This is a genomic window from Serratia sp. 121840015-1, from assembly GCF_053627655.1.
In genome coordinates, this window is sequence record NZ_JBSEYF010000006.1 from 49411 (window position 1) to 70491 (window position 21081).

22 protein-coding genes are annotated in these 21081 nt (G+C 60.4%); 11 read left to right on the top strand and 11 right to left on the bottom strand.

Features of this window, described 5'->3' with window-relative positions; translation table 11 throughout:
• Window position 1 precedes the first annotated feature (1 nt).
• The 3 genes from yidD to rpmH are packed head-to-tail and all read right to left on the bottom strand — an operon-like array spanning window position 2 to window position 740.
• Window positions 2–259 carry a membrane protein insertion efficiency factor YidD gene (gene yidD, locus ACUXAC_RS21880; RefSeq protein ID WP_004933881.1) on the bottom strand — a complete coding sequence of 86 codons (258 nt, stop codon included), beginning with the start codon at window positions 257–259 and terminating at the stop codon, window positions 2–4.
• Window positions 223–582, bottom strand: a complete 360-nt coding sequence (gene rnpA, locus ACUXAC_RS21885) for a ribonuclease P protein component (RefSeq protein WP_004933883.1) — start codon at window positions 580–582, stop codon at window positions 223–225. Before rnpA ends, yidD begins: the two co-directional genes overlap by 37 nt.
• 17 nt (window positions 583–599) lie before the next feature.
• Window positions 600–740: a 50S ribosomal protein L34 gene (rpmH, locus tag ACUXAC_RS21890; protein ID WP_000831330.1), complete on the bottom strand. Its 141-nt coding sequence runs from the start codon at window positions 738–740 to the stop codon at window positions 600–602.
• A gap of 682 nt (window positions 741–1422) precedes the next feature.
• On the opposite strand from rpmH, the gene dnaA reads away from it, so the two are divergent.
• From dnaA to yidA, 5 genes are all read left to right on the top strand, one after another.
• Window positions 1423–2817 carry a chromosomal replication initiator protein DnaA gene (dnaA, locus tag ACUXAC_RS21895; RefSeq protein ID WP_421115347.1) on the top strand — a complete coding sequence of 465 codons (1395 nt, stop codon included), beginning with the start codon at window positions 1423–1425 and terminating at the stop codon, window positions 2815–2817.
• A 4-nt stretch (window positions 2818–2821) separates the two neighbouring features.
• Window positions 2822–3922, top strand: coding sequence for a DNA polymerase III subunit beta (dnaN, locus tag ACUXAC_RS21900; RefSeq protein WP_064290625.1), 1101 nt, complete (start codon window positions 2822–2824; stop codon window positions 3920–3922).
• Between the two features lie 45 nt (window positions 3923–3967).
• On the top strand, window positions 3968–5053 hold the full coding sequence (recF, locus tag ACUXAC_RS21905; protein WP_033636531.1) for a DNA replication/repair protein RecF: 1086 nt from the start codon (window positions 3968–3970) through the stop codon (window positions 5051–5053).
• An 18-nt stretch (window positions 5054–5071) separates the two neighbouring features.
• Window positions 5072–7486 (top strand): DNA topoisomerase (ATP-hydrolyzing) subunit B, encoded by a 2415-nt coding sequence (gene gyrB, locus ACUXAC_RS21910; protein ID WP_060424357.1) that lies wholly within the window; start codon window positions 5072–5074, stop codon window positions 7484–7486.
• 124 nt (window positions 7487–7610) lie between these two features.
• Entirely contained in the window at window positions 7611–8426 is an 816-nt protein-coding gene (gene yidA / locus ACUXAC_RS21915) for a sugar-phosphatase (protein ID WP_087762483.1), read from the top strand.
• A gap of 25 nt (window positions 8427–8451) precedes the next feature.
• Here the strand turns inward: yidA and ACUXAC_RS21920 are convergent, their stop codons facing one another.
• Window positions 8452–9393: an ornithine cyclodeaminase family protein gene (locus ACUXAC_RS21920; protein WP_084827021.1), complete on the bottom strand. Its 942-nt coding sequence runs from the start codon at window positions 9391–9393 to the stop codon at window positions 8452–8454.
• Entirely contained in the window at window positions 9380–10348 is a 969-nt protein-coding gene (locus ACUXAC_RS21925; protein WP_343181628.1) for a threonine/serine dehydratase, read from the bottom strand. The genes ACUXAC_RS21920 and ACUXAC_RS21925 overlap by 14 nt, the downstream gene beginning before the upstream one ends.
• 36 nt (window positions 10349–10384) lie before the next feature.
• Here ACUXAC_RS21925 and ACUXAC_RS21930 point away from each other — a divergent pair, with 36 nt between their 5' ends.
• Window positions 10385–10705 (top strand): hypothetical protein, encoded by a 321-nt coding sequence (locus ACUXAC_RS21930; RefSeq protein WP_126191937.1) that lies wholly within the window; start codon window positions 10385–10387, stop codon window positions 10703–10705.
• 132 nt (window positions 10706–10837) lie between these two features.
• Entirely contained in the window at window positions 10838–12118 is a 1281-nt protein-coding gene (locus tag ACUXAC_RS21935) for a DUF3748 domain-containing protein (RefSeq protein ID WP_126191938.1), read from the top strand.
• Between the two features lie 30 nt (window positions 12119–12148).
• Here ACUXAC_RS21935 and ACUXAC_RS21940 read toward each other — a convergent pair whose 3' ends face one another.
• Window positions 12149–12496: a YceK/YidQ family lipoprotein gene (locus ACUXAC_RS21940; protein WP_016929593.1), complete on the bottom strand. Its 348-nt coding sequence runs from the start codon at window positions 12494–12496 to the stop codon at window positions 12149–12151.
• A 309-nt stretch (window positions 12497–12805) separates the two neighbouring features.
• Between ACUXAC_RS21940 and ibpA the strand changes: the two genes are divergently transcribed.
• The 3 genes from ibpA to ACUXAC_RS21955 all read left to right on the top strand — a co-directional run bounded on the left by ibpA (window position 12806) and on the right by ACUXAC_RS21955 (window position 15574).
• Entirely contained in the window at window positions 12806–13219 is a 414-nt protein-coding gene (gene ibpA, locus ACUXAC_RS21945; RefSeq protein WP_004933919.1) for a small heat shock chaperone IbpA, read from the top strand.
• A 100-nt stretch (window positions 13220–13319) separates the two neighbouring features.
• Window positions 13320–13748, top strand: coding sequence for a small heat shock chaperone IbpB (ibpB, locus tag ACUXAC_RS21950; protein ID WP_004933922.1), 429 nt, complete (start codon window positions 13320–13322; stop codon window positions 13746–13748).
• Between the two features lie 167 nt (window positions 13749–13915).
• Complete coding sequence (locus ACUXAC_RS21955) at window positions 13916–15574, top strand: putative transporter (RefSeq protein WP_047729572.1); 1659 nt, start codon at window positions 13916–13918, stop codon at window positions 15572–15574.
• Between the two features lie 10 nt (window positions 15575–15584).
• Here the strand turns inward: ACUXAC_RS21955 and ACUXAC_RS21960 are convergent, their stop codons facing one another.
• From ACUXAC_RS21960 to ACUXAC_RS21975, 4 genes are all read right to left on the bottom strand, one after another.
• Complete coding sequence (locus ACUXAC_RS21960; RefSeq protein WP_060424343.1) at window positions 15585–15965, bottom strand: type II toxin-antitoxin system VapC family toxin; 381 nt, start codon at window positions 15963–15965, stop codon at window positions 15585–15587.
• Window positions 15965–16186: a ribbon-helix-helix domain-containing protein gene (locus ACUXAC_RS21965; RefSeq protein ID WP_004933932.1), complete on the bottom strand. Its 222-nt coding sequence runs from the start codon at window positions 16184–16186 to the stop codon at window positions 15965–15967. The genes ACUXAC_RS21960 and ACUXAC_RS21965 overlap by 1 nt, the downstream gene beginning before the upstream one ends.
• A gap of 75 nt (window positions 16187–16261) precedes the next feature.
• Window positions 16262–17512 (bottom strand): valine--pyruvate transaminase, encoded by a 1251-nt coding sequence (locus ACUXAC_RS21970; RefSeq protein WP_060441256.1) that lies wholly within the window; start codon window positions 17510–17512, stop codon window positions 16262–16264.
• 135 nt (window positions 17513–17647) lie between these two features.
• Window positions 17648–19711, bottom strand: a complete 2064-nt coding sequence (locus ACUXAC_RS21975; RefSeq protein WP_421115346.1) for an alpha-amylase — start codon at window positions 19709–19711, stop codon at window positions 17648–17650.
• Between the two features lie 195 nt (window positions 19712–19906).
• Between ACUXAC_RS21975 and ACUXAC_RS21980 the strand changes: the two genes are divergently transcribed.
• Window positions 19907–20059, top strand: a complete 153-nt coding sequence (locus ACUXAC_RS21980; RefSeq protein WP_187181583.1) for a hypothetical protein — start codon at window positions 19907–19909, stop codon at window positions 20057–20059.
• A 1-nt stretch (window position 20060) separates the two neighbouring features.
• On the opposite strand, the gene ghrB is transcribed toward ACUXAC_RS21980, so the two are convergent.
• Window positions 20061–21038, bottom strand: a complete 978-nt coding sequence (gene ghrB / locus ACUXAC_RS21985) for a glyoxylate/hydroxypyruvate reductase GhrB (protein WP_060424337.1) — start codon at window positions 21036–21038, stop codon at window positions 20061–20063.
• Window positions 21039–21081 lie beyond the last annotated feature (43 nt).

The window sequence follows — 21081 nt, forward strand, 5'->3', positions numbered from 1 at the left end:
GTTAGTGTTCTCTGTTATCGTCGGTTTTTGGCGGCACCGGATCATCGCCACCTGGGTTCAAAGGGTGGCATTTTAATACGCGTTTCAATGCTAACCAACTGCCTTTTATCATGCCAAACCTGCTTAATGCCTCAATTGCGTAATGAGAGCATGTCGGCTGGAAGCGACAACGAGGCCCTAGCAGCGGACTGATGACGAGCTGATAGGCCCGCACCAGCCCGATCAGGATGCGGGAGCCTGGCGACAGTGGCGACGCCATAATTTATCCAAAGCTTCCGTCAGCGCGCGGTTATCCAAATCCGCTATCCCCTTTTTGGCCACCACGACAAAATCCATCGCCGGTAATTCGTGCTGACGCAGGCGGAAGCTTTCGCGGGTTAGGCGTTTGATCCGATTACGCTCGTGCGCGCGTTTGACGTGTTTTTTGGCGACGGTAAGACCGATGCGGGGATGCCCCAGCTGGTTCAGGCGGCCGAGGATGGTGATTTGCGGCGTGCCAGCCCGTTGTGGCTGCTGGAAGACGAAAGTGAAATGAGTGGGAGTTAACAAACGTAACTCCCTGGGAAAAGCGAGCTTAACCACTCAGTGGGTTAGCTTTATTACTTAGAAACAGTCAGACGAGCACGGCCTTTCGCACGACGGCGGGCCAGAACTTGACGACCATTTTTGGTGGCCATACGAGCACGGAAACCGTGGCTACGGTTGCGCTTCAATACGGACGGTTGGAAAGTGCGTTTCATAGCGATTTCTACCTAAACTTAAAATAATTACTGATCAGTAAACGCGTTTGGCTACTCGGCGTGAAGATGACCGACGCCTCAATCGCAATACATAAAGAAGCGGGATTGTAATAATTGTACAGTCCTGAGTCAATTCGCATCGCGCCAGCCTACCTGGTTGTCTGCCAATAACGGAACAAAATCCGGTCTTGGCCCGTGGTCACCGCAGAATCCTGTCTGGCTAATGACGCACCATAAGGAACCAGGTATCACACGTAGGGCGAAGATTATACGGACTCGGGGTGAAATCGCAAGGATCCCCGTGAGATCCTTTGCGCGCGATCGCAGGATCCGGCGTGGATAACAGGGTATAACCGGTTGACAATGTAAAAAACGCGGCGCAGCGGCCGGGATCTGCGCGGCCATTCGGCGCCAGCGGCGAAAAGATCGCCGCCGGCCGCGGCCTGTGGATAAAATGGATCTAATCTGTGAGGAAGGGGAGGATCTCTTGCGCGGATTGCGCTATGATCCGTCATTCCGATCGCGATCCCTCATACCGGGATCGTGAGGGACACAAACCGTGAAAGGCGGTTCGCATCCCCCACAGGCAAACAGCCGATGCCGGGTATGTGTCAAAAATCATGAGTTATAAAAAAGTTGCCCGTTTCTTTTCTTTATTGATCTTGTTCGAGTGGAGTCCGCCGTGTCACTTTCGCTTTGGCAGCAGTGTCTTGCCCGATTGCAGGATGAGTTACCTGCCACAGAATTTAGTATGTGGATTCGCCCATTGCAGGCGGAACTGAGTGACAACACCCTGGCGCTGTACGCGCCTAACCGTTTTGTGCTGGATTGGGTTCGCGATAAGTACTTAAACAACATCAATGGTCTGCTGAATGATTTCTGCGGCACGGATGCGCCTTTGCTGCGTTTTGAAGTCGGCAGCAAGCCGATCACGCAGGTGATCAGCCAGACCGTGACCGCCAGCGTCAGCAGCGCCCCCGCAGCCCTGGCGGCGCGCACGGCCGCGCCTTCGCGCCCGAGCTGGGACAACGCGGCGGCGCAACCCGAGCTCTCTTACCGCTCCAACGTCAACCCCAAGCACACCTTCGACAACTTCGTCGAGGGTAAGTCCAACCAGCTGGCGCGCGCGGCGGCTCGCCAGGTGGCGGACAACCCGGGCGGCGCCTACAACCCGCTGTTCCTGTATGGCGGCACCGGCCTGGGTAAAACTCACCTGCTGCACGCGGTCGGCAACGGCATCATGGCGCGCAAAGCCAACGCCAAAGTGGTCTACATGCACTCGGAACGCTTCGTGCAGGACATGGTCAAAGCGTTGCAGAACAATGCTATCGAAGAGTTTAAGCGCTACTACCGTTCGGTCGACGCCTTGCTGATCGATGACATCCAATTCTTCGCCAACAAGGAGCGTTCGCAGGAAGAGTTCTTCCATACCTTTAACGCCCTGTTGGAAGGCAATCAGCAGATCATCCTGACCTCGGATCGCTACCCTAAAGAGATCAACGGGGTGGAAGATCGTTTGAAGTCCCGCTTCGGCTGGGGGCTAACGGTGGCGATCGAGCCGCCGGAGCTGGAAACCCGCGTGGCGATCCTGATGAAAAAGGCCGACGAGAACGACATTCGCCTGCCGGGCGAAGTGGCGTTCTTCATCGCCAAGCGCCTGCGTTCCAACGTGCGTGAGCTCGAAGGGGCGCTGAACCGCGTGATCGCCAACGCCAACTTTACCGGCCGGGCCATCACCATCGATTTCGTGCGCGAAGCGCTGCGCGATCTGCTGGCGCTGCAGGAAAAGCTGGTCACCATCGACAATATTCAAAAGACGGTGGCGGAGTATTACAAGATTAAAGTCGCGGATTTGCTGTCCAAGCGGCGTTCGCGATCCGTTGCCCGCCCGCGCCAGATGGCGATGGCGCTGGCGAAGGAACTCACCAACCACAGCCTGCCGGAAATCGGCGATGCGTTTGGTGGCCGCGACCATACCACGGTGTTGCACGCCTGCCGGAAGATCGAGCAGCTGCGTGAGGAAAGTCACGACATCAAAGAAGATTTCTCCAATTTAATCAGAACATTATCTTCATAGCGCTATGAAATTTATCGTTGAACGTGAGCATCTGCTAAAACCGCTGCAACAGGTGAGCAGCCCGCTGGGCGGCCGCCCGACCTTGCCGATCCTGGGCAACCTGCTGCTGCAGGTGACGGAAGGCTCCCTGCTGCTGACCGGCACCGATCTGGAGATGGAGATGGTGGCGCGCGTCGCCCTGTCCCAACCGCACGAGGCGGGCGCGACCACCGTGCCCGCGCGTAAATTCTTTGATATCTGCCGTGGCCTGCCGGAAGGGGCGGAGATCGCCGTCACGCTGGAGAGCGAGCGCATGCTGGTGCGGTCCGGCCGCAGCCGATTCTCGCTGTCCACGCTGCCGGCGGCGGACTTCCCGAACCTGGACGACTGGCAGAGCGAGGTGGAGTTCACCTTGCCGCAGGCGACGCTGAAGCGCCTGATCGAAGCCACCCAGTTCTCGATGGCCCATCAGGACGTGCGTTACTACCTGAACGGCATGCTGTTTGAAACCGAAGGCGAAGAGCTGCGCACCGTCGCGACCGACGGCCACCGCCTGGCGGTGTGTTCGATGCCGATCGGCCAACAGCTGCCGTCGCATTCGGTGATCGTGCCGCGTAAAGGGGTGATGGAGCTGGTGCGTCTGCTGGACGGCGGCGATTCGCTGCTGCAGCTGCAGATCGGCAGCAACAACATTCGCGCCCACGTCGGCGATTTCATCTTCACCTCCAAGCTGGTTGACGGCCGTTTCCCTGACTATCGCCGCGTCTTGCCGAAGAACCCGGATAAAACGCTGGAAGCCGGCTGCGATCTGCTCAAGCAGGCGTTTGCCCGCGCGGCCATTCTCTCGAACGAGAAATTCCGCGGCGTGCGGCTGTATGTCAGCCAGAACCAGCTGAAGATCACCGCCAACAACCCGGAGCAGGAAGAGGCGGAAGAGATCCTCGACGTCAGCTACGACGGCGCGGAGATGGAGATCGGCTTCAACGTCAGCTACGTGCTGGACGTGTTGAACGCGCTCAAGTGTGAAGACGTGCGCCTGCTGTTGACCGACTCGGTCTCCAGCGTGCAGATCGAAGACGGCGCCAGCCAGGCGGCGGCCTACGTTGTCATGCCAATGCGGTTGTAGTCTCGTTACCTTGAATTACAGCACCGTCATCGGTAAAGAGATTGCATGGCTCTGACGCGTTTATTAATTAAAGATTTCCGCAATATCGAGGCGGCGGATTTGGCGCTGGCGCCGGGATTCAACTTCCTGGTCGGCGCCAACGGCAGCGGCAAGACCAGCGTGCTGGAAGCGGTATATACGCTTGGGCACGGCCGCGCCTTTCGCAGCCTGCAGGCCGGTCGGGTGATCCGTCACGACCAGCCGGAGTTCGTGCTGCACGGCCGCATAGAAGGTACGGAGCGCGAGCTGTCAGTAGGATTGAGCAAGAGCCGTCAGGGTGACAGCAAAGTACGCATCGATGGCAGCGACGGCCACAAGGTGGCCGAGCTGGCGCAGCTGCTGCCCATGCAGCTGATCACCCCCGAAGGTTTTACTCTGCTGAACGGCGGGCCGAAATTCCGGCGCGCCTTCCTGGACTGGGGCTGTTTTCATAACGAACCTGGTTTTTTCACCGCCTGGAGCAACCTGAAACGGTTACTGAAGCAGCGCAATGCCGCGCTGCGCCAGGTGAGTCGCTATGCGCAGATCCGCGCCTGGGATCAGGAACTGATCCCGCTCGCGGAGCGCATCAGCGAATGGCGGGCAGAATACAGCGACGCGATCGCCGCGGATATCACCGCGACCTGCGCGCAGTTTCTGCCTGAATTCGCCCTGAGCTTCTCCTTCCAGCGCGGCTGGGACAAAGAGAGCGACTACGGCGAGCTGCTGGAGCGCCAGTTTGAGCGCGACAGGGCGTTGACCTATACCGCGGTGGGGCCGCATAAAGCGGACTTCCGCATTCGTGCCGACGGCACGCCGGTAGAGGATTTGTTATCGCGCGGTCAGCTTAAGCTACTGATGTGCGCGTTGCGCTTGGCGCAGGGTGAGTTTCTCACCCGGCAGAGCGGGCGGCGTTGCCTGTATCTGATTGATGATTTTGCCTCCGAGCTGGACACCGGCCGTCGCCGGTTGCTGGCCGATCGCCTGAAAGCCACCCAGGCCCAGGTTTTTGTCAGCGCGGTCAGCGCTGAACAAGTGACCGACATGGCCGGTGAAAAGGGCAAGATGTTCCGCGTGGAACAGGGTAAAATAGAGGTTCAACCACAGGACTAAAATGAGCGAGAAACGTTGATGTCGAATTCTTATGACTCCTCAAGTATCAAGGTATTAAAAGGGCTGGATGCGGTGCGCAAGCGCCCGGGCATGTATATCGGCGATACCGATGACGGCACCGGTCTGCACCACATGGTATTCGAGGTTGTGGACAACGCTATCGACGAAGCGCTCGCGGGCCACTGTAGTGACATTCAGGTCACCATCCATGCCGACAACTCGGTATCGGTACAGGATGACGGCCGCGGCATTCCGACCGGCATTCACCCTGAAGAAGGGGTTTCAGCCGCAGAGGTCATCATGACCGTGCTGCACGCCGGCGGTAAATTCGACGACAACTCCTATAAAGTTTCCGGCGGCCTGCACGGCGTGGGCGTCTCGGTGGTTAACGCCCTGTCGGAGAAACTGGAGCTGGTGATCCGCCGCGAAGGCAAAGTACACGAACAGACTTACAGCCACGGCGAGCCGCAGGCGCCGCTGACCGTGGTGGGCGAAACCGAACAGACCGGCACCATGGTGCGCTTCTGGCCGAGCCATCAGACCTTCACCAATGTGACCGATTTTGAGTACGACATTCTGGCCAAGCGTCTGCGCGAGCTGTCCTTCCTCAACTCCGGCGTGTCTATCCGCCTGAAGGACAAGCGCACCGACCGTGAAGACCACTTCCATTACGAAGGCGGCATCAAGGCGTTTGTCGAGTATCTGAACAAGAACAAAACCCCGATCCACCCGAACGTGTTCTACTTCTCGACCGTGAAAGACGATATCGGCGTGGAAGTGGCGCTGCAGTGGAACGACGGTTTCCAGGAAAACATCTACTGCTTCACCAACAACATTCCGCAGCGCGACGGCGGCACGCACCTGGTCGGTTTCCGTACCGCGATGACCCGTACGCTGAACAGCTACATGGAAAAGGAAGGCTACAGCAAGAAGGCCAAGGTCAGCGCCACCGGCGATGACGCGCGTGAAGGCCTGATTGCTGTGGTGTCGGTGAAGGTGCCGGATCCGAAGTTCTCTTCTCAGACCAAGGACAAGCTGGTCTCCTCCGAGGTGAAAACCGCGGTTGAAACGCTGATGAACGAGAAGCTGGTGGATTACCTGATGGAAAATCCAGGTGACGCGAAAATCGTGGTCGGCAAAATCATCGACGCGGCGCGCGCGCGCGAAGCGGCACGTAAAGCGCGTGAGATGACCCGCCGCAAAGGCGCACTGGATCTGGCCGGCCTGCCGGGCAAACTGGCGGACTGCCAGGAACGCGATCCGGCGCTGTCCGAACTGTACCTGGTGGAAGGGGACTCCGCGGGCGGCTCTGCCAAGCAGGGGCGCAACCGCAAGAACCAAGCTATCTTGCCGCTGAAGGGGAAAATCCTCAACGTCGAGAAAGCGCGTTTCGACAAAATGCTCTCCTCGCAGGAAGTGGCGACGCTGATCACCGCGCTGGGTTGCGGCATTGGCCGCGACGAGTACAGCCCAGACAAGCTGCGTTACCACAGCATCATCATCATGACCGATGCCGACGTCGACGGTTCGCACATCCGTACGCTGCTGTTGACCTTCTTCTACCGCCAGATGCCGGAAATCATCGAGCGTGGCCACGTGTTCATCGCGCAGCCGCCGCTGTACAAGGTGAAGAAAGGCAAGCAAGAGCAGTACATCAAAGATGACGAGGCGATGGATCAGTACCAGATCGCCATCGCGATGGACGGCGCTACGCTGCACACCAATGCCAGCGCACCGGCGCTCGGCGGTGAGCAGCTGGAAAAACTGGTGGCCGAACACTACGGCGTGCAGAAGCTGATTGGCCGCATGGAGCGCCGCTACCCGCGCGCGTTGCTGAACAGCCTGATCTACCAGCCGACGCTGAACGAAGGCGATCTCAGCGATGAAGCCAAGGTGAAAACCTGGATCGCTTCGCTGGTGCAGGCGCTGAACGACAAAGAGCAGCACGGCAGCAGCTATGACTTCGTGATCTTCGAGAACCGTGAGCGCCAGATGTTCGAGCCGGCGCTGCGCATCCGCACCCACGGCGTGGATACCGACTATAAGCTGGACTTCGACTTCATCCACGGCGGCGAATATCGCAAGATCTGCCAGCTGGGCGAGAAGCTGCGCGGGCTGATCGAAGACGGTGCGTTCATCGAGCGTGGCGAACGTCGTCAGCCGGTAGACAGCTTCGAGCAGGCGCTGGAGTGGCTGGTGAAAGAGTCGCGCCGCGGCCTGTCGGTGCAGCGTTATAAAGGTCTGGGCGAGATGAACCCGGAGCAGCTGTGGGAAACCACCATGGATCCGGAAAGCCGCCGCATGCTGCGCGTGACCGTCAAGGACGCCATCGCTGCCGATCAGCTGTTCACCACGCTGATGGGCGATGCGGTTGAACCGCGCCGCGCCTTTATCGAAGAAAACGCCCTGAAAGCGGCGAACATCGATATCTGATGCGTTAATGGCTGTGAAAATCCGCGCCGGGCGACCCGCGCGGATTTTTTTACGCCTTTTTTGGCGCTGACAGCCGAGGCTGAAACGCGTTAGCATGAGAAAAAACCACTGGGAGAAGCGTTGAATGGCTATTGAACTGATTGCGATCGACATGGACGGCACGTTGCTGGATCCGCAGCACCAAATCACGCCGGCGGTAAAGCAGGCTATCGCGGCAGCGCGGCGCAAAGGGGTGCACGTGGTGCTGGCCACCGGGCGGCCTTATGTCGGCGTGCAGGATTATCTGCGCCAGTTGGACATTCAGGGCCCCGGCGATTTCTGTATAACCTATAACGGCGCACTGGTGCTGCGTGCGGTCGACGGCGCCTGCATCCTGCAGGAAACGCTGGGCTTCGAGGACTATCTGCACTTCGAGCAGATGGCGCGCGAGTTCGGCGTTCACTACCAGGCGTTTGATTTCGACACCCTGTATACCCCGAATAAAGACATTGGCAAATACACCATACACGAGGCGGCAATGACCGGTATTCCGCTGAAATACCGCAGCGTGGAGGAGATGGATCGCCAGATGCGTTTCCCTAAAGTGATGATGATCGACGAGCCGGAGCTGCTGGATAGCGCCATTGCGCGCATCCCGGCGGAAACGCGCGAGCGTTACACCATTCTGAAAAGCGCGCCTTACTTCCTCGAAATCCTGCATAAGAACGTCGATAAGGGCGCCGGGGTGAGAATGCTGGCCGAGCACCTCGGCGTGGCGCGGGAAAACATCATGACGCTGGGGGATCAGGCCAACGATACGGCGATGATTGAGTATGCCGGCGTCGGCGTGGCGATGGGCAATGCCATTCCCGAGCTGAAAGCGGTGGCGCAGTTTGTCACCAGCGCCAATACCGAAGACGGCGTGGCGCGCGCCATCGAGAAGTTCGTGCTCAACGGCTGATAAAATGGGGCGCTGCGGCGCCCCTTTATATTGCCGCCAACACCCCTTTGGCGATCTGCAGATCCTGAATCGCCAGCCCGGTAAGATCGGCGATGGTGATGTGCTGCGGCTCGCTTCGCAACCGCCCGCCCTGTGCCAAGAGGGCGCCCATTTCGACGATTGGCGTTGAAGTGAGCCTAGTTTGCCGATAAGCCGTCGCGATCTCGCCGTAGTCAGCACATTGCGCCAGCGCATCGACCAGCAGCGCGTCCGCATTGGCCACCAGATCGGTCGCCAGCTCCTGCTTGCCTGGCGCGTCGGCGCCCACGGCGGTGATGTGCGTGCCGGGCCGGATATCCGCCGCCTGCAAGATCGGTTCGCGGCTGGGCGTGGTGGTCACGATCAGCTGACAGTGCGCCGCCAGCTCCGCCGCGTCCTGCGTGGTCAGCACCCGAAAACCTTCTGCCTCGGCATCGCGCCGATACGCCGCCAGCGCCTGTTCGTTGCGGCCCCACACCCACACCTCGCGGCAATCGGTCACCGGTTTCAGGCATTGCAGCTGTAGCCGCGCCTGCAGGCCGGTGCCGACCATGCCGATCGCCTGAATATGCGGCGGCGCGCACAGCTCGGCGGCGATGCGGCCGGCCAGTGCGGTGCGCAGCGCGGTCAGCCAGCCCTCATCCTGCAGCAGCGCCCGGGGTTCGCCGGTCTGGGCGGAGAACGCCATCACCAATCCCTGATTGCTGGCCAGGCCGCGTTCGGCGTTGCGATAGAAACCGGCGGACACCTTGACCACGAACAGCTCGTCGCCTTCCAGCCAGGCGGATTTGATGCAGCAATCGCCGGCGGCCTGTTCGAACAGGAAATGCTGCACCGGCGGCTGTTGCACCTGCCGCTGCGAATAGGCGATAAACCCCTGCTTCAGCAGCGCGGTTATGGCCTCGGCGTCGAACGCGGCGAGGATTTGCTGCTGATTAAGGATGCGCATCGGCGATGGCCTTAAGGTATTTCTCCAGCACGATATTTTTGCCGCACAGCACCACCGCCACTTTTTTCCCCTGATATTCCGGCGCCAGTTTAATCGCCGCCGCCAGCGCCACGCCGGCCGCGCCTTCGATAATCCACCGATCGCTGGCGGCGATCCGGCGCATCGCGTGTTTGATCTCTGCCTCGCTGACCAGCACTTTACGGTCGATCAGCTGTTGGCACAGGGGAAAGGTCACGGCGCCCGGCTCGACGCCGCCGGCGGTGCCGTCGGACAGCGTTTCTTGCTCTTCCACCGGGAAGATGTGGCCCGCTTCCAGCGCGCTGTACATGCTGGTGGCGTTTTCCGGCCAGCAGGCGATAAGCTGCGTGTTCGGCGACAATTGCCGCAAAACGGTGCCGATACCGGCGATATAGCCACCGCCACCCACCGCCACGAACACGGCGTCCAGATCGGTGAGCTGTTCAACCAGCTCCATGCCGCAGGTGCCCTGGCCGGCGATCACCTGCTCGTCGTTATACGGCGAAATATAGGTTTTTCCTTGTTCGCGGGCGGCCTGTTCCCCGGCCAGTTCGGCGTTCAGCGCATCGCCCGGCACCAATTCCACGGTGCCGCCCAGCGCGCGGATGGTGTCTAGCTTGATGCTCGCGGCCGTCTCTGGCGCATAAACCGTGACGCCAACGCCCATCAGCTGCCCCGCCAGGGCGACCGCCTGGCCGTGGTTGCCGGTTGAGGCGGCAATCACGCCGCGCCGGCGTTGCTCGCTATCCAGCAACCGCAGCTTGTTGCTGGCGCCGCGAAATTTAAAGGAGCCGGTGTGCTGCAGATGGTCGCATTTCAGATACAGCTCGCAGCCGAGCTGCTGCGAAAGCAGCACGCTGCGCTCCAGGGGCGTGACCCGTACCTGAGGGCGCAGTTGCTGATGGGCAGAAACAATGGCATCGAAGAGGGGATTCATACCGGCTCCGTAATATTTTGGACTTAAAAATCCAGTTTGTACTTTTTTGTATTGATTGTAAACCCCGTCGCCCGACCGCCGGGCAACCCGGCCCGCCAGCGGCAACGGCCGGGGAAGAGCATCGCGTTGGCGTTGAAAATAATCATTAACCTGTCGTTTAGCGACACGATTTTTTATTTATTTGCGTTAAGGAAGGTGCTGCCGCTGACTTATTTTGATGAAGGAAATGAGAATGAAAAAAATAGCGCTCGCGGCATCCGCCTATACGGCATGGGCGCCGTTGAGTTTCGCCGCCAGGAATGCGAACGCCTAATCGGCCGCTTATTTCCTGCCGACGCCGTCGTTCGGTTTAAATGATAAGACGCTGAAAAATAATTGCGTCATTTCGAACCGAAAAATCCTCCCGCCTTACCCGCGCAGGCCATGTGAAACGCTGTCGCCGATCCGGTAAGATGGCGACTCAGTGCCGGCATGCGCAGGAGAACCGCCATGAGCCATCGGGAAAAACAACTGACTTTCGACCCTCGCGGGCATCAGTTAACCAATATCAACGTCTGGACGCCGGACAGCCAATGGCTGGCTTATGACGTGCGCCCGCGCGGCGCCTCTTTCACCGGTCTGAGCATCGAGCGGGTCAACGTCGCCAGCGGCGCGGTGGAGGTGGTTTATCGCGCCCAGCACGGCGCCCACGTCGGCGTGGTCACGGTCAGTCCCGATGCGCCGGCGCGCTATGCCTTTATCCACGGTCCGGAACACCCCGACAGCGCCTGGCAGTATGATTTTCACCACCGCCGCGGGGTGATCGTCAGCGAACCGGATCGCGAGTTGGCCATCACCCTCGACGCGCTGGATATCACCGCCCCCTACACGCCCGGTGCGCTGCGCGGCGGCAGCCATGTGCACGTTTTCAGTCCGGACGGCAGCCGCCTCAGCTTTACCTACAACGACCACGTCATGCACGAACGCGATCCGGCGCGCGATCTGCGCAACGTCGGGGTGGCCGTGCCGCTGCACGGGGTCAATCCGCCGAAACAGCACCCGCGCGAGTATGACGGTAGCCACTATTGCGTGCTGGTCAGCGAGACGGTGCCGCAGCCGCAGCCGGGCAGCGATCAGATCAATCGCGCCTACGAAGAAGGCTGGATCGGCCGCGAGGGTTACCGTAAGGCCGACGGCAGCCGGCAGCGCTGGGCGTTGGCGTTCATCGGCGATACGCTGTCCGCCGCCGGCGAGAAGCTGCCGGAGGTGTTTATTGTCGATCTGCCGGAGAACGATGCCGATTACGCCAGGGCGGGCGCTTTGCCGTTGCAGGGGACGGAAAGCGAGTTGCCGGCGCCGCCGCAGGGCGTAAGGCAGCGGCGGGTAACCTTTACCGGCGATCGTCGTTATCCGGGCATTGCCGGTGCGCCGCGCCATTGGCTGCGCAGCTCGCCGGACGGCAGCCAAATCGCATTTTTGATGAAGGACGACGGCGGCGTGGTGCAGCTGTGGACGGTGTCGCCAAACGGCGGGGAGCCGCGGCAGGTGAGCCGCAGCGAGCATGACATCCAGTCAGCGTTCAGCTGGCACCCGCAGGGCGGGGCGATTGCCTTGGTGTGCGACAACAGCGTGATGCTGTGCGAGGTCGCCGGCGGCCGCCTGCAGCGTTTAACGCAGCGCAGCGCGCAGCCGCCGTCGGCGGATGCCGTGGTGTTTTCACCGGATGGCAAGAAAGTGGCGTTTATGCGCGAGATAGCGGGGTTCAACCAGATCTTTGTGGTTGAGGTGTAAGGCGGGCCTGGCGGCCCGCTGCGTGCGCGATTAGTGGGTGGCGGTGCTGTCGTTGCCTTCGCCGGGATTGCCGGTTGCCGCCAGATTCTGCTGCTCGCTGCGCAGGATGCGCGCTTTTGGCGAGTCTGCGGTGGCGTCGTTGCCGGAACGCAGATAGTCGTAAGGCAGCAGTACGGTGTCCATCACCGCTGAGAACGGCAGATCCAGCGCCACCAGCGGCATCATCGCCCAGCTGGTGTTGTCGTCCTTCAGCATGTCCACGCTGGCGCGGGTGCCGGGGTAGTAACCCTGATTCGGGCCGGTATGGCTCATCACGCTGGAGCAACCGCTGGTCGCCAACAACATGCAGCCCGTCGCTATCGCTTTCATCGTCGTCATTAATCCATCCTGCAGGGTTGCTGTTCCCCTAAATTAAGCTGATTTATAACATCCTGTTGCTGCTTTTAAAGAAGCAAAATCCCGCTCTGTGGCGGCTCTCTCACTTTAGTGTAAGTGGTAAAAAAACTTTCGCCTAATCGGTGCGAAGTTTTTTTGATCCTCGCCTGTTGAATTGATGAAATCAACCCCCATTTTATCATCAGAGCCGAATTGAGAATTCGCCGTAAGGGAATTCTGGCTTAATTAGCCTGTCCAGAGTGGAAGGCGTATTTATTTCAACCTCGCTGAAGTGCCTTAGGAGGCTGTTTTATGCGTAATTTTGATCTTTCCCCGCTATACCGTTCCGCCATTGGCTTCGATCGCCTGTTCAACGCGCTGGAAGCCGGCCAGAGTCAGGGCAACGGCGGTTATCCGCCTTATAATGTCGAGCTGGTGGACGAAAATCATTATCGCATCGCCATCGCGGTAGCCGGGTTTGCCGAGCAGGAGCTGGAGATCACCACGCAAGATAATCTGCTGATCGTGCGCGGGGCGCACAATAACGAACCGGCAGAAAAAACCTATTTATACCAGGGCATCGCCGAGCGTAATTTCGAGCGTAAATTCCAGCTGGCCGAACATATTCAAATTAAAGGCGCCAAACTGGAGAATGGCCTGTTGTATATCGACATGCAACGCATCGTGCCGGAAACATTAAAACCGCGCCGCATCGAAATTAAATAAATTTCCGTTTCGCCGGCAGGTACGCTGCCGGAAAATAATACCTAGCCTGCCGTCAGGGGGCTGAATAAACACATCTCGCTTAATGAAAGGAGTTGTTCCTATGCGTAATTACGATTTATCCCCGCTTCTGCGTCAGTGGATTGGTTTTGATAAATTGGCCAGTTCAATGGGGGGCCAGGAACCCCAAGGGTTCCCACCGTACAACATCGAGAAAAGCGATGACAATCACTACCGCATTTCTCTGGCGCTGGCCGGTTTCCGGCAGAGCGAACTGAATATCGAAGTGGAAGGGCCGCGGTTGACCGTCAGCGGTAAACCTACGCCGCCGGAAAAACAGGTCGAATACTTGCATCAGGGGTTGGTGTGCAAAGAGTTCCAGCTGACCTTCACCCTGGCGGAGCATCTGCAGGTGTCCGAGGCCAAATTTGAAAATGGCCTGCTGCACATCGATCTGGTGCGTCAGGTGCCGGAAGCCTTGCAGCCGCAGCGCATCGCCATCGGTGCGACGCCGGAGCTGGAAGCCAAATAACCGACTGAAAAACGGTCATCATCATGCGGGGGAGATCCAGACGGATCTCCCCCGCTGCGTTATGTGGCGCACGCCACAGTCCCCCCGTTTGTCCGATGTCATAATCCTTGTTAATTGTGTGCTTTTAACCGTGAATTCCCGATTCAACTTTGGCAAGGATGTGACCTATGAGCGATATCGCCCTGACCGTCAGCATGTTGGCGCTGGCGGCCGTCATTGGGTTGTGGATGGGGAACTGGAAGCTGTACGGCGTCGGACTGGGCATCGGCGGCGTGCTGTTCGGCGGCATCCTGGTCGGTCACTTCGCCCAGAGCGGGCAAATCAGCCTGAACGGGGACATGCTGCACTTTATCCAGGAGTTCGGCCTGATCCTGTTTGTCTACACCATCGGTATTCAGGTCGGCCCCGGTTTCTTCTCTTCGCTGCGCGTCTCCGGTCTGCGCCTCAACGCCTTCGCGGTGCTGCTGGTGCTGACCGGCGGCGTCGTGGCGGCGGCGGTGCACAAGCTGTTCGACGTGCCGCTGCCGATTATCCTCGGCGTGTTCTCAGGCGCGGTCACCAACACTCCGGCGCTGGGTGCCGGTCAACAAATCCTGACCGATCTCGGTTCCGATCCGGCGTTGGTGGACGGGATGGGCATGGGCTACGCCATGGCCTATCCGTTCGGCATATGCGGCATTCTGCTGGTGATGTGGCTGATCCGGCTGTTTTTCCGCATCAACATCGAGCGCGAGGCGCAGGCGTTTGAAAGCAGCCTGGGCAATCAGCGTGAGCTGCTGCACGCCATGAACGTGGCGGTGCGCAATCCCAATCTGCAGGGCATGGCGATCAAGCAGGTGCCGCTGCTCAACGGTGAAGCGATCGTCTGTTCGCGCCTCAAACGCGGGGAGCTGCTGATGGTGCCGGCGCCGCACGAGCGGCTGGAGCTTGGCGACTACCTGCATCTGGTGGGCAAACGCGAAGATCTGGAAAATGCCCGGCTGGTGATCGGCGAAGAGGTGGACGCCTCGCTGTCGACGCGCGGCACCGCGCTGCAGGTGGTGAGGGCGGTGGTGACCAACGAGCAGGTGCTGGGCAAGAAAATCCGCGATCTGAACCTGAAGCAGAAGTATGACGTGGTGATTTCACGCCTCAACCGCGCCGGCGTGGAGCTGGTGGCCGGCAGCAACGTGACGCTGCAGTTCGGCGACATTCTCAACCTGGTCGGTCGACCGGAGGCCATCGACGCGGTGACGGCAATCGTCGGCAACGCCCAACAAAAACTGCAGCAGGTGCAGATGCTGCCGGTCTTTATCGGCATCGGGCTCGGGGTGCTGCTCGGCTCCATTCCGCTGTTCGTGCCCGGCTTCCCGGCGGCATTGCGGCTGGGGTTGGCCGGCGGGCCGCTGGTGGCCGCGCTGATCCTGGGGCGCATCGGCAGCATCGGCAAGCTGTATTGGTTTATGCCGCCGAGCGCCAACCTGGCGCTGCGCGAACTGGGCATCGTGCTGTTTCTGGCGGTGGTTGGATTGAAGTCGGGCGGCAACTTCATCGATACGTTGTTGCACGGCGAGGGGCTGACGTGGGTCGGGTACGGCGCGCTGATCACCGCCATTCCGCTGCTGAGCGTCGGTATTCTGGCGCGCACGGTGGGCAAGATGAACTACCTGACGCTGTCCGGCATGCTGGCGGGATCGATGACCGATCCGCCGGCGCTGGCGTTCGCCAACGGTCTGCATCCTACCAGCGGCGCCGCTGCGCTGTCTTACGCCACCGTGTATCCGCTGGCGATGTTCCTGCGCATCATGTCGCCGCAGCTGCTGGCGGTGCTGTTCTGGACGCTGTAACGCTGCCCGACTACAGCCGGTAAGGCATTAACACGCCGTTGTCAGTGCCGAAATCTTTGGGGTTGCGGGAGATGAGCGTCCGGAACCCCACCTGCGCGGTGGCCCAGATAATGGCGTCCGGCAGCTTCACATGCTGTGAGTGGCGTAGTTCTACGGCGCGTTCGGCAACTTCATCGGTAATAGGCAACAGCAGGAATTGCCCTAAAAACTGGCGCGTTTTCAGCTCCAGCGCCGGCCCCTGTTTTTTGGCACCCACCATCACTTCCATCCAGGTGATGGCGCTAATAGCCGGGTTGATGTGGTATTCGGTCAGAACGTCTTTGGCTTGAGGAATGCCGTTGAGATAATCGATCAGGATATTGGTGTCGAATAGCGCCCGTTGAACCACCATTATTCCCACTCCTCGCGCTGACGATTTTCGTAGTCTACGCCATCGCCCATCGCCCCGGACCAGAGCCCGAAAGCATTGCTGGGATCTTCAACGTGGTTCTCCGTCAGATAACGGGAGACGGCCTGACGGATGATTTCGGCCCGGGGAACGTGGCGGATATTTTTCAGATTGTCGAGCTGCCGCAGGTCTTCTTCAGGTAAATCGATCACGATGCGGGTCATCGCTAGCCCTCCAAAAAAAAGATATACGATATATGCATCGTATATCTTTATCGGTCGATTTTCAATCAGCTGGCGTTAGCCTTCCTGATGCGCGCGTTCGATCTCTTCCGCCAGGATCGCTACGCCGCGCTCGATTTTCTCCGGGTCGGGCACGTAGTTCATGCGCATGCACTGGTGGGTGTGCGGCCAGTCGTGCTCCAGCCCCGGGAAGAAGTAGTGGCCCGGCACCATCAGCACGCCGCGCTTTTTCAGGCGCTGATACAGCACTTCGGTGGTGATCGGCAGATCCTTGAACCACAGCCAGAGGAAGATAGCCCCTTCCGGTTTGTGGATCAGGCAGCGCTCCGGCGGCAGGTAGCGGCGGATAATCTCGATGGTGTGCTCGACGCGCTGTTTGTAGAACGGGCGAATCACCTCGTTCGACAGGCGCAGCAGATCGCCGCGTGCGATCATTTCCGTCGCCATCGCCGGCCCCATGCTGCCCGGCGACAGGCTGATGATGCCGTTCATGTTGGTCAGCGCGGTGATCACCTTCTCGTCGGCGATCACGATGCCGCAGCGCGAGCCCGGCAGGCCGAGCTTGGACAGGCTCATGCACAGGATGGTGTTCGGGTTCCACAGCGGCGTGGCGTCGCTGAAGATGATGCCGGGGAAAGGCACGCCGTAGGCGTTGTCGATCACCAGCGGAATATCGCGCTGCTGTGCCAGCAGGTCGAGCTTCATCAGCTCTTCGTCGGTGATCACGTTGCCGGTTGGGTTGGTCGGCCGTGAAACGCAGATCATGCCGATGTCGTCGCCGATGGTGAGGTGTTCGAAATCAACGTGATACTTGAACTGGCCGTCCGGCAGCAGCTCGATGTTCGGCTTGGCGGAGACGAACAGCCCTTCGTCCAGCCCGGCGTCGGCATAGCCGATATATTCCGGCGCCAATGGGAACAGCACGCGGCGGCGCGAACCGTCGGCGTAGCGGCCGGCGAACAGGTTGAACAAGTAGAAAAACGCGCTTTGGCTGCCGTTCGTCAGTGCAATATTCTGTGGCGAAATCTCCCAGCCGAGCTCGTCACGCAGCAGATTGGCCAGCGCTTTCAGCAGCGCGTCCTTGCCTTGCGGGCCGTCGTAGTTGCACAGCGCTTCGGTCAGTTTGCCCTGATCGAGCATCTCCTGGCACAGCTGTTTGAAGTAGGCTTCCATCTCTGGGATCTGCGCCGGGTTGCCGCCGCCGAGCATGATGGCACCGGGGGTGCGCAGGCCTTCGTTCAGGTCGTCCATCAAACGGGTAATGCCCGCATAACGGGTAAATTTTTCGCCGAAAAGTGAGAAAGTCATAGGTGCAGCAGTACTGTTTCTTAGCAGGTAATCCCCCACCATACCGCCAGACAAATCCCGCTGCAACGCGGCCTATAAATCGACCAATGGGCACAAATTTCGCCCATTTGCCGATTGGTAGCATATTACACTGGATTATTGTGACCGTTCGCCGGCCCACACCACCATCACCTTATCGTCGCCGAGCCGGCGGCTGAAGGCGTAGTAGGCGGCGTGCGGCTGCGGGGTTTGCACGCCGCCGCCGATCGCCGGGTGGCGAGCGCGGAACTGCCCCAACCGTTGCCAGTGGGCCAGCAGCGGGGCTTTTTCCCCCAGCAGGTCACGCCAGTTCATGTCGGAGCGGGTGCCCTGCAGCGGATCGGAACCGGTTGGGCCGAGCGGGCGGCCGCTTTCATCGCCGTAGTAAATCTGCACCGCGCCCGGCGCCAGCAACAGCAGGTTCGCCGCCCGCTGTTGCAGCGGCAGCGAGCCTTTGGCGTCGCTGGCGAAGAACAGCCGGGTGTCGTGCGAAGAGAGGTAGCTCAGCACGTTGAAATCCTGCAGCCGCTCGGCCATCTGCCGGTAGGTGGCATCGATGTCGGCAAAGCAGCCCAATGCCTGCGCCGCCTGGTCCTGGAAGTCGAAGTTGATCATCGCGTCGAAGCCGTTTTGGTAATAGTCGCTTTTCATCACCCCGTGACCCCAGGCCTCGCCGGTCATCCAAAACGGCGCGTCATCCAGCGCCTGCTGCGGATGCTCCGCTTTCCACGCCGCCAATGCCGCCGTGGCGCGCTGCTTCAACAGCGCCAGCGTCGGTTTTTCCACGTGCTTGGCGGTATCGACGCGAAAACCGTCGATGCCGTAATCGCGCACCCACTGGCTGAGCCAGACGGTCAGGTAATCGCGGGTGGTGGCGCCGGGAATGTCGCGCGCGGCGGTGTCGGGTTTGTGGCGATAGAACAGCGGCAGGCCGCTGGCGCCGGGCGCTTCGGTTTTGATGTCCGGCAGGAAGGCCAGCGACATCGTCAGGTCGTCATAGCCCGGTGAGTCATAGTCGCCGATGTCGGTGCGGATCCAGTTTTTCCCCCACCATTGGCGCCAGCCCGCTTTGTCGCTGAAGTTGATGTAGTCGTTGAAGCTGTGCCAGTTTTGCCCCGGTCCGGGGCGCCAGTCGCTCCAGTTTTTCCCCAGGGTTTTCTCCACCTCTGTACCTTGCAGATACAGCGAGCCGAAGTGGAACGTCTGCATATCCGCCAGCGTGGCGTAACCGACATGGTTCACCACCACGTCGAACAGAATGCGAATGCCGCGCCGATGCGCCTGCTCGACCAGCGTGCGCAGCTCCTGTTCGGTGCCCATGTTGGCGTCGAGGCGAGTCCAGTCCAGCGCGTAATAGCCGTGATAGGCGTAATGCGGGAAATCGCCTTTGGTGCCGCCGCCAACCCAGCCGTGGATCTGCTCCAGCGGCGAGCTGATCCACAAGGCGTTGACGCCCAGCTGCTGCAGATAATCCAGTTTCTGCGTCAGGCCGGCCAGATCGCCGCCGTGAAAGGTGCCTATTTCCTGCAGGCCGTCGCTGCGGCGCCCGTAGCTGTGGTCATTGGCCGGGTTGCCGTTCTCAAAGCGATCGGTCAGCACGAAGTAGACCGTGGCGTTATGCCAGCTGAACGCCGCCGGTTTCGCCGTGGCGGCGGATTCCAGCAGCAACAGGCCGCCGCTGGCGGCGGCGGGCTGCAGCGTGATTTTCCCCTGGCTCACCTGCGCCGTTTGGCCGGAATAGAAATCGCGCAGCGTTTCGCCTTCGGCGAAGGTGAAGGCGACGTCGACCGTGACCGGCTTGCCGTCCCAGCGCGGGCAGCTGCGGACGGCAACGGTGGTGCTTTCCGGCGCGCTGCTCAGGCTGAGCTGCAGCGTCGGCGTGCCGCTGCGGGTGTCGATGCGCACCTGATAGTCGCCGGCGCGGAACTGCCGCCAGCTGACCGGCGGATGAGTGCCGCAGGGCTGCAGCGACAGCGTCTGGTTAAGCTTCACCGCCTCGGCCGGCTGCCAGCAGTGGTTATCCTGATACAGCCGCAGCGGCAGCTGGCCTTTGGGCAGCGCGGCCTGGCTGGCGAACAGCCCGGCGGCCGTTTCGTCGAAGGCCGGGAAGCCCGGCAGCGTCCAGCCGGCCAGCGCCGAAGGCGACAGCAGCATCAACAAGGGCAGGGGTAACAGTTTCATGGCTCTCCTTACGCGCGGCAGGAAGCGTTTTTTCGCAGGGTAGCGCCCAGTGTGGCAAACGGTGGAAAAATGGCCTCCTCCCTGCGGGGGTTTTTCGGGGAGGAGAGGAAGGGCGGAGCGTTTTCAGATTGATTCGGCTTGGCTTTGCGCGCGCGCTGCGGCAGATTAAACGATGAACATCAAAGGAGGTTAGCGATGACGGACAAAAACTGGCGAGAAGAGATCGTTCAGGCAATTCAGGATGCCGAATTGCAGCACTTTGCCGAAGAACATCAGCTGCAGGCGCTGTTCGCGCCGCAGCAGGAAGAGCAACACGGCCGGTTATCCGCAGAGCACCGGCCGCGCTGAGTTATTTCCGCAACAGCTGCGGGTTGACGCAGTTTTCTTTCACCGTGCCGGTCAACGCGGCGATCAAATTATCCACTGCGCAGGCGGCCATGCCGTAGCGTGTTTCATGGGTGGCGGAGCCGATGTGCGGCAACGCCACCACGTTCGGCATGCTGAGCAGCGGCGAGTTGGCCGGCAGCGGCTCTTTCTCGAACACGTCCAACCCGGCGGCGTGGATCACGCCGTTTTGCAGCGCTTCGATCAGCGCCTGCTCATCCACCACCGGCCCGCGGCCGGCGTTGATCAGAATGCCGCTTTTCTTCATTTTCGCCAGCTGTTCGCGGCCGATCATGTGGAAGGTTTGTTCGGTCAGCGGCAGCGTGATGCAAACGAAATCCGACTCGGCCAGCAGGGTGTCCAGATCGCAGCGGCGCGCGTTGAAGCGCTGTTCCGCCTCTTCATGCGTGCGGCGGGCGTTGTACAGCACCGGCATGCCGAAACCGAAATGCGCGCGCTGCGCCAGCGCCAGGCCGATGCGCCCCATGCCGAGGATGCCGATGGTTTTATGGTGCACGTCGACGCCGAACCAGTCCGGCCCGATGCTGCCGCGCCATTCGCCGGCCTTCACCCGCTCGGCCACTTCCACCACCCGGCGCGCGGTCGCCAGCACCAGGCTCATGATGGTGTCGGCGACGGTTTCGGTCAGCACCGTCGGGGTGTGCATCAGCAGCACGTTATGGGCGTTGAGCGCCTCGACGTCGAAGTTGTCGTAGCCGACGGAAACGGTCGAGGCCGCGCGCAGTTTGGGCGCCTGCTGCAGGAAGGCTTCGTCAATTTTACCGCCGGAACCGATGATCCCTTCGGCCTGCTGCAGCGCCTGGCGCAGTTCGTCGCGGTTCTCCGGCTGCAGGCCGTTGAAGGCGTGCACGGTGAAGTGCTGTTCCAGACGTTCACGCAGATCGGCAGGCAGGCTTTTGTACAATACGATAGAAGGCTTCATCACGAACTCCAGCTGGGCCAAAGGGGGCATGGCGCCCCCCCGG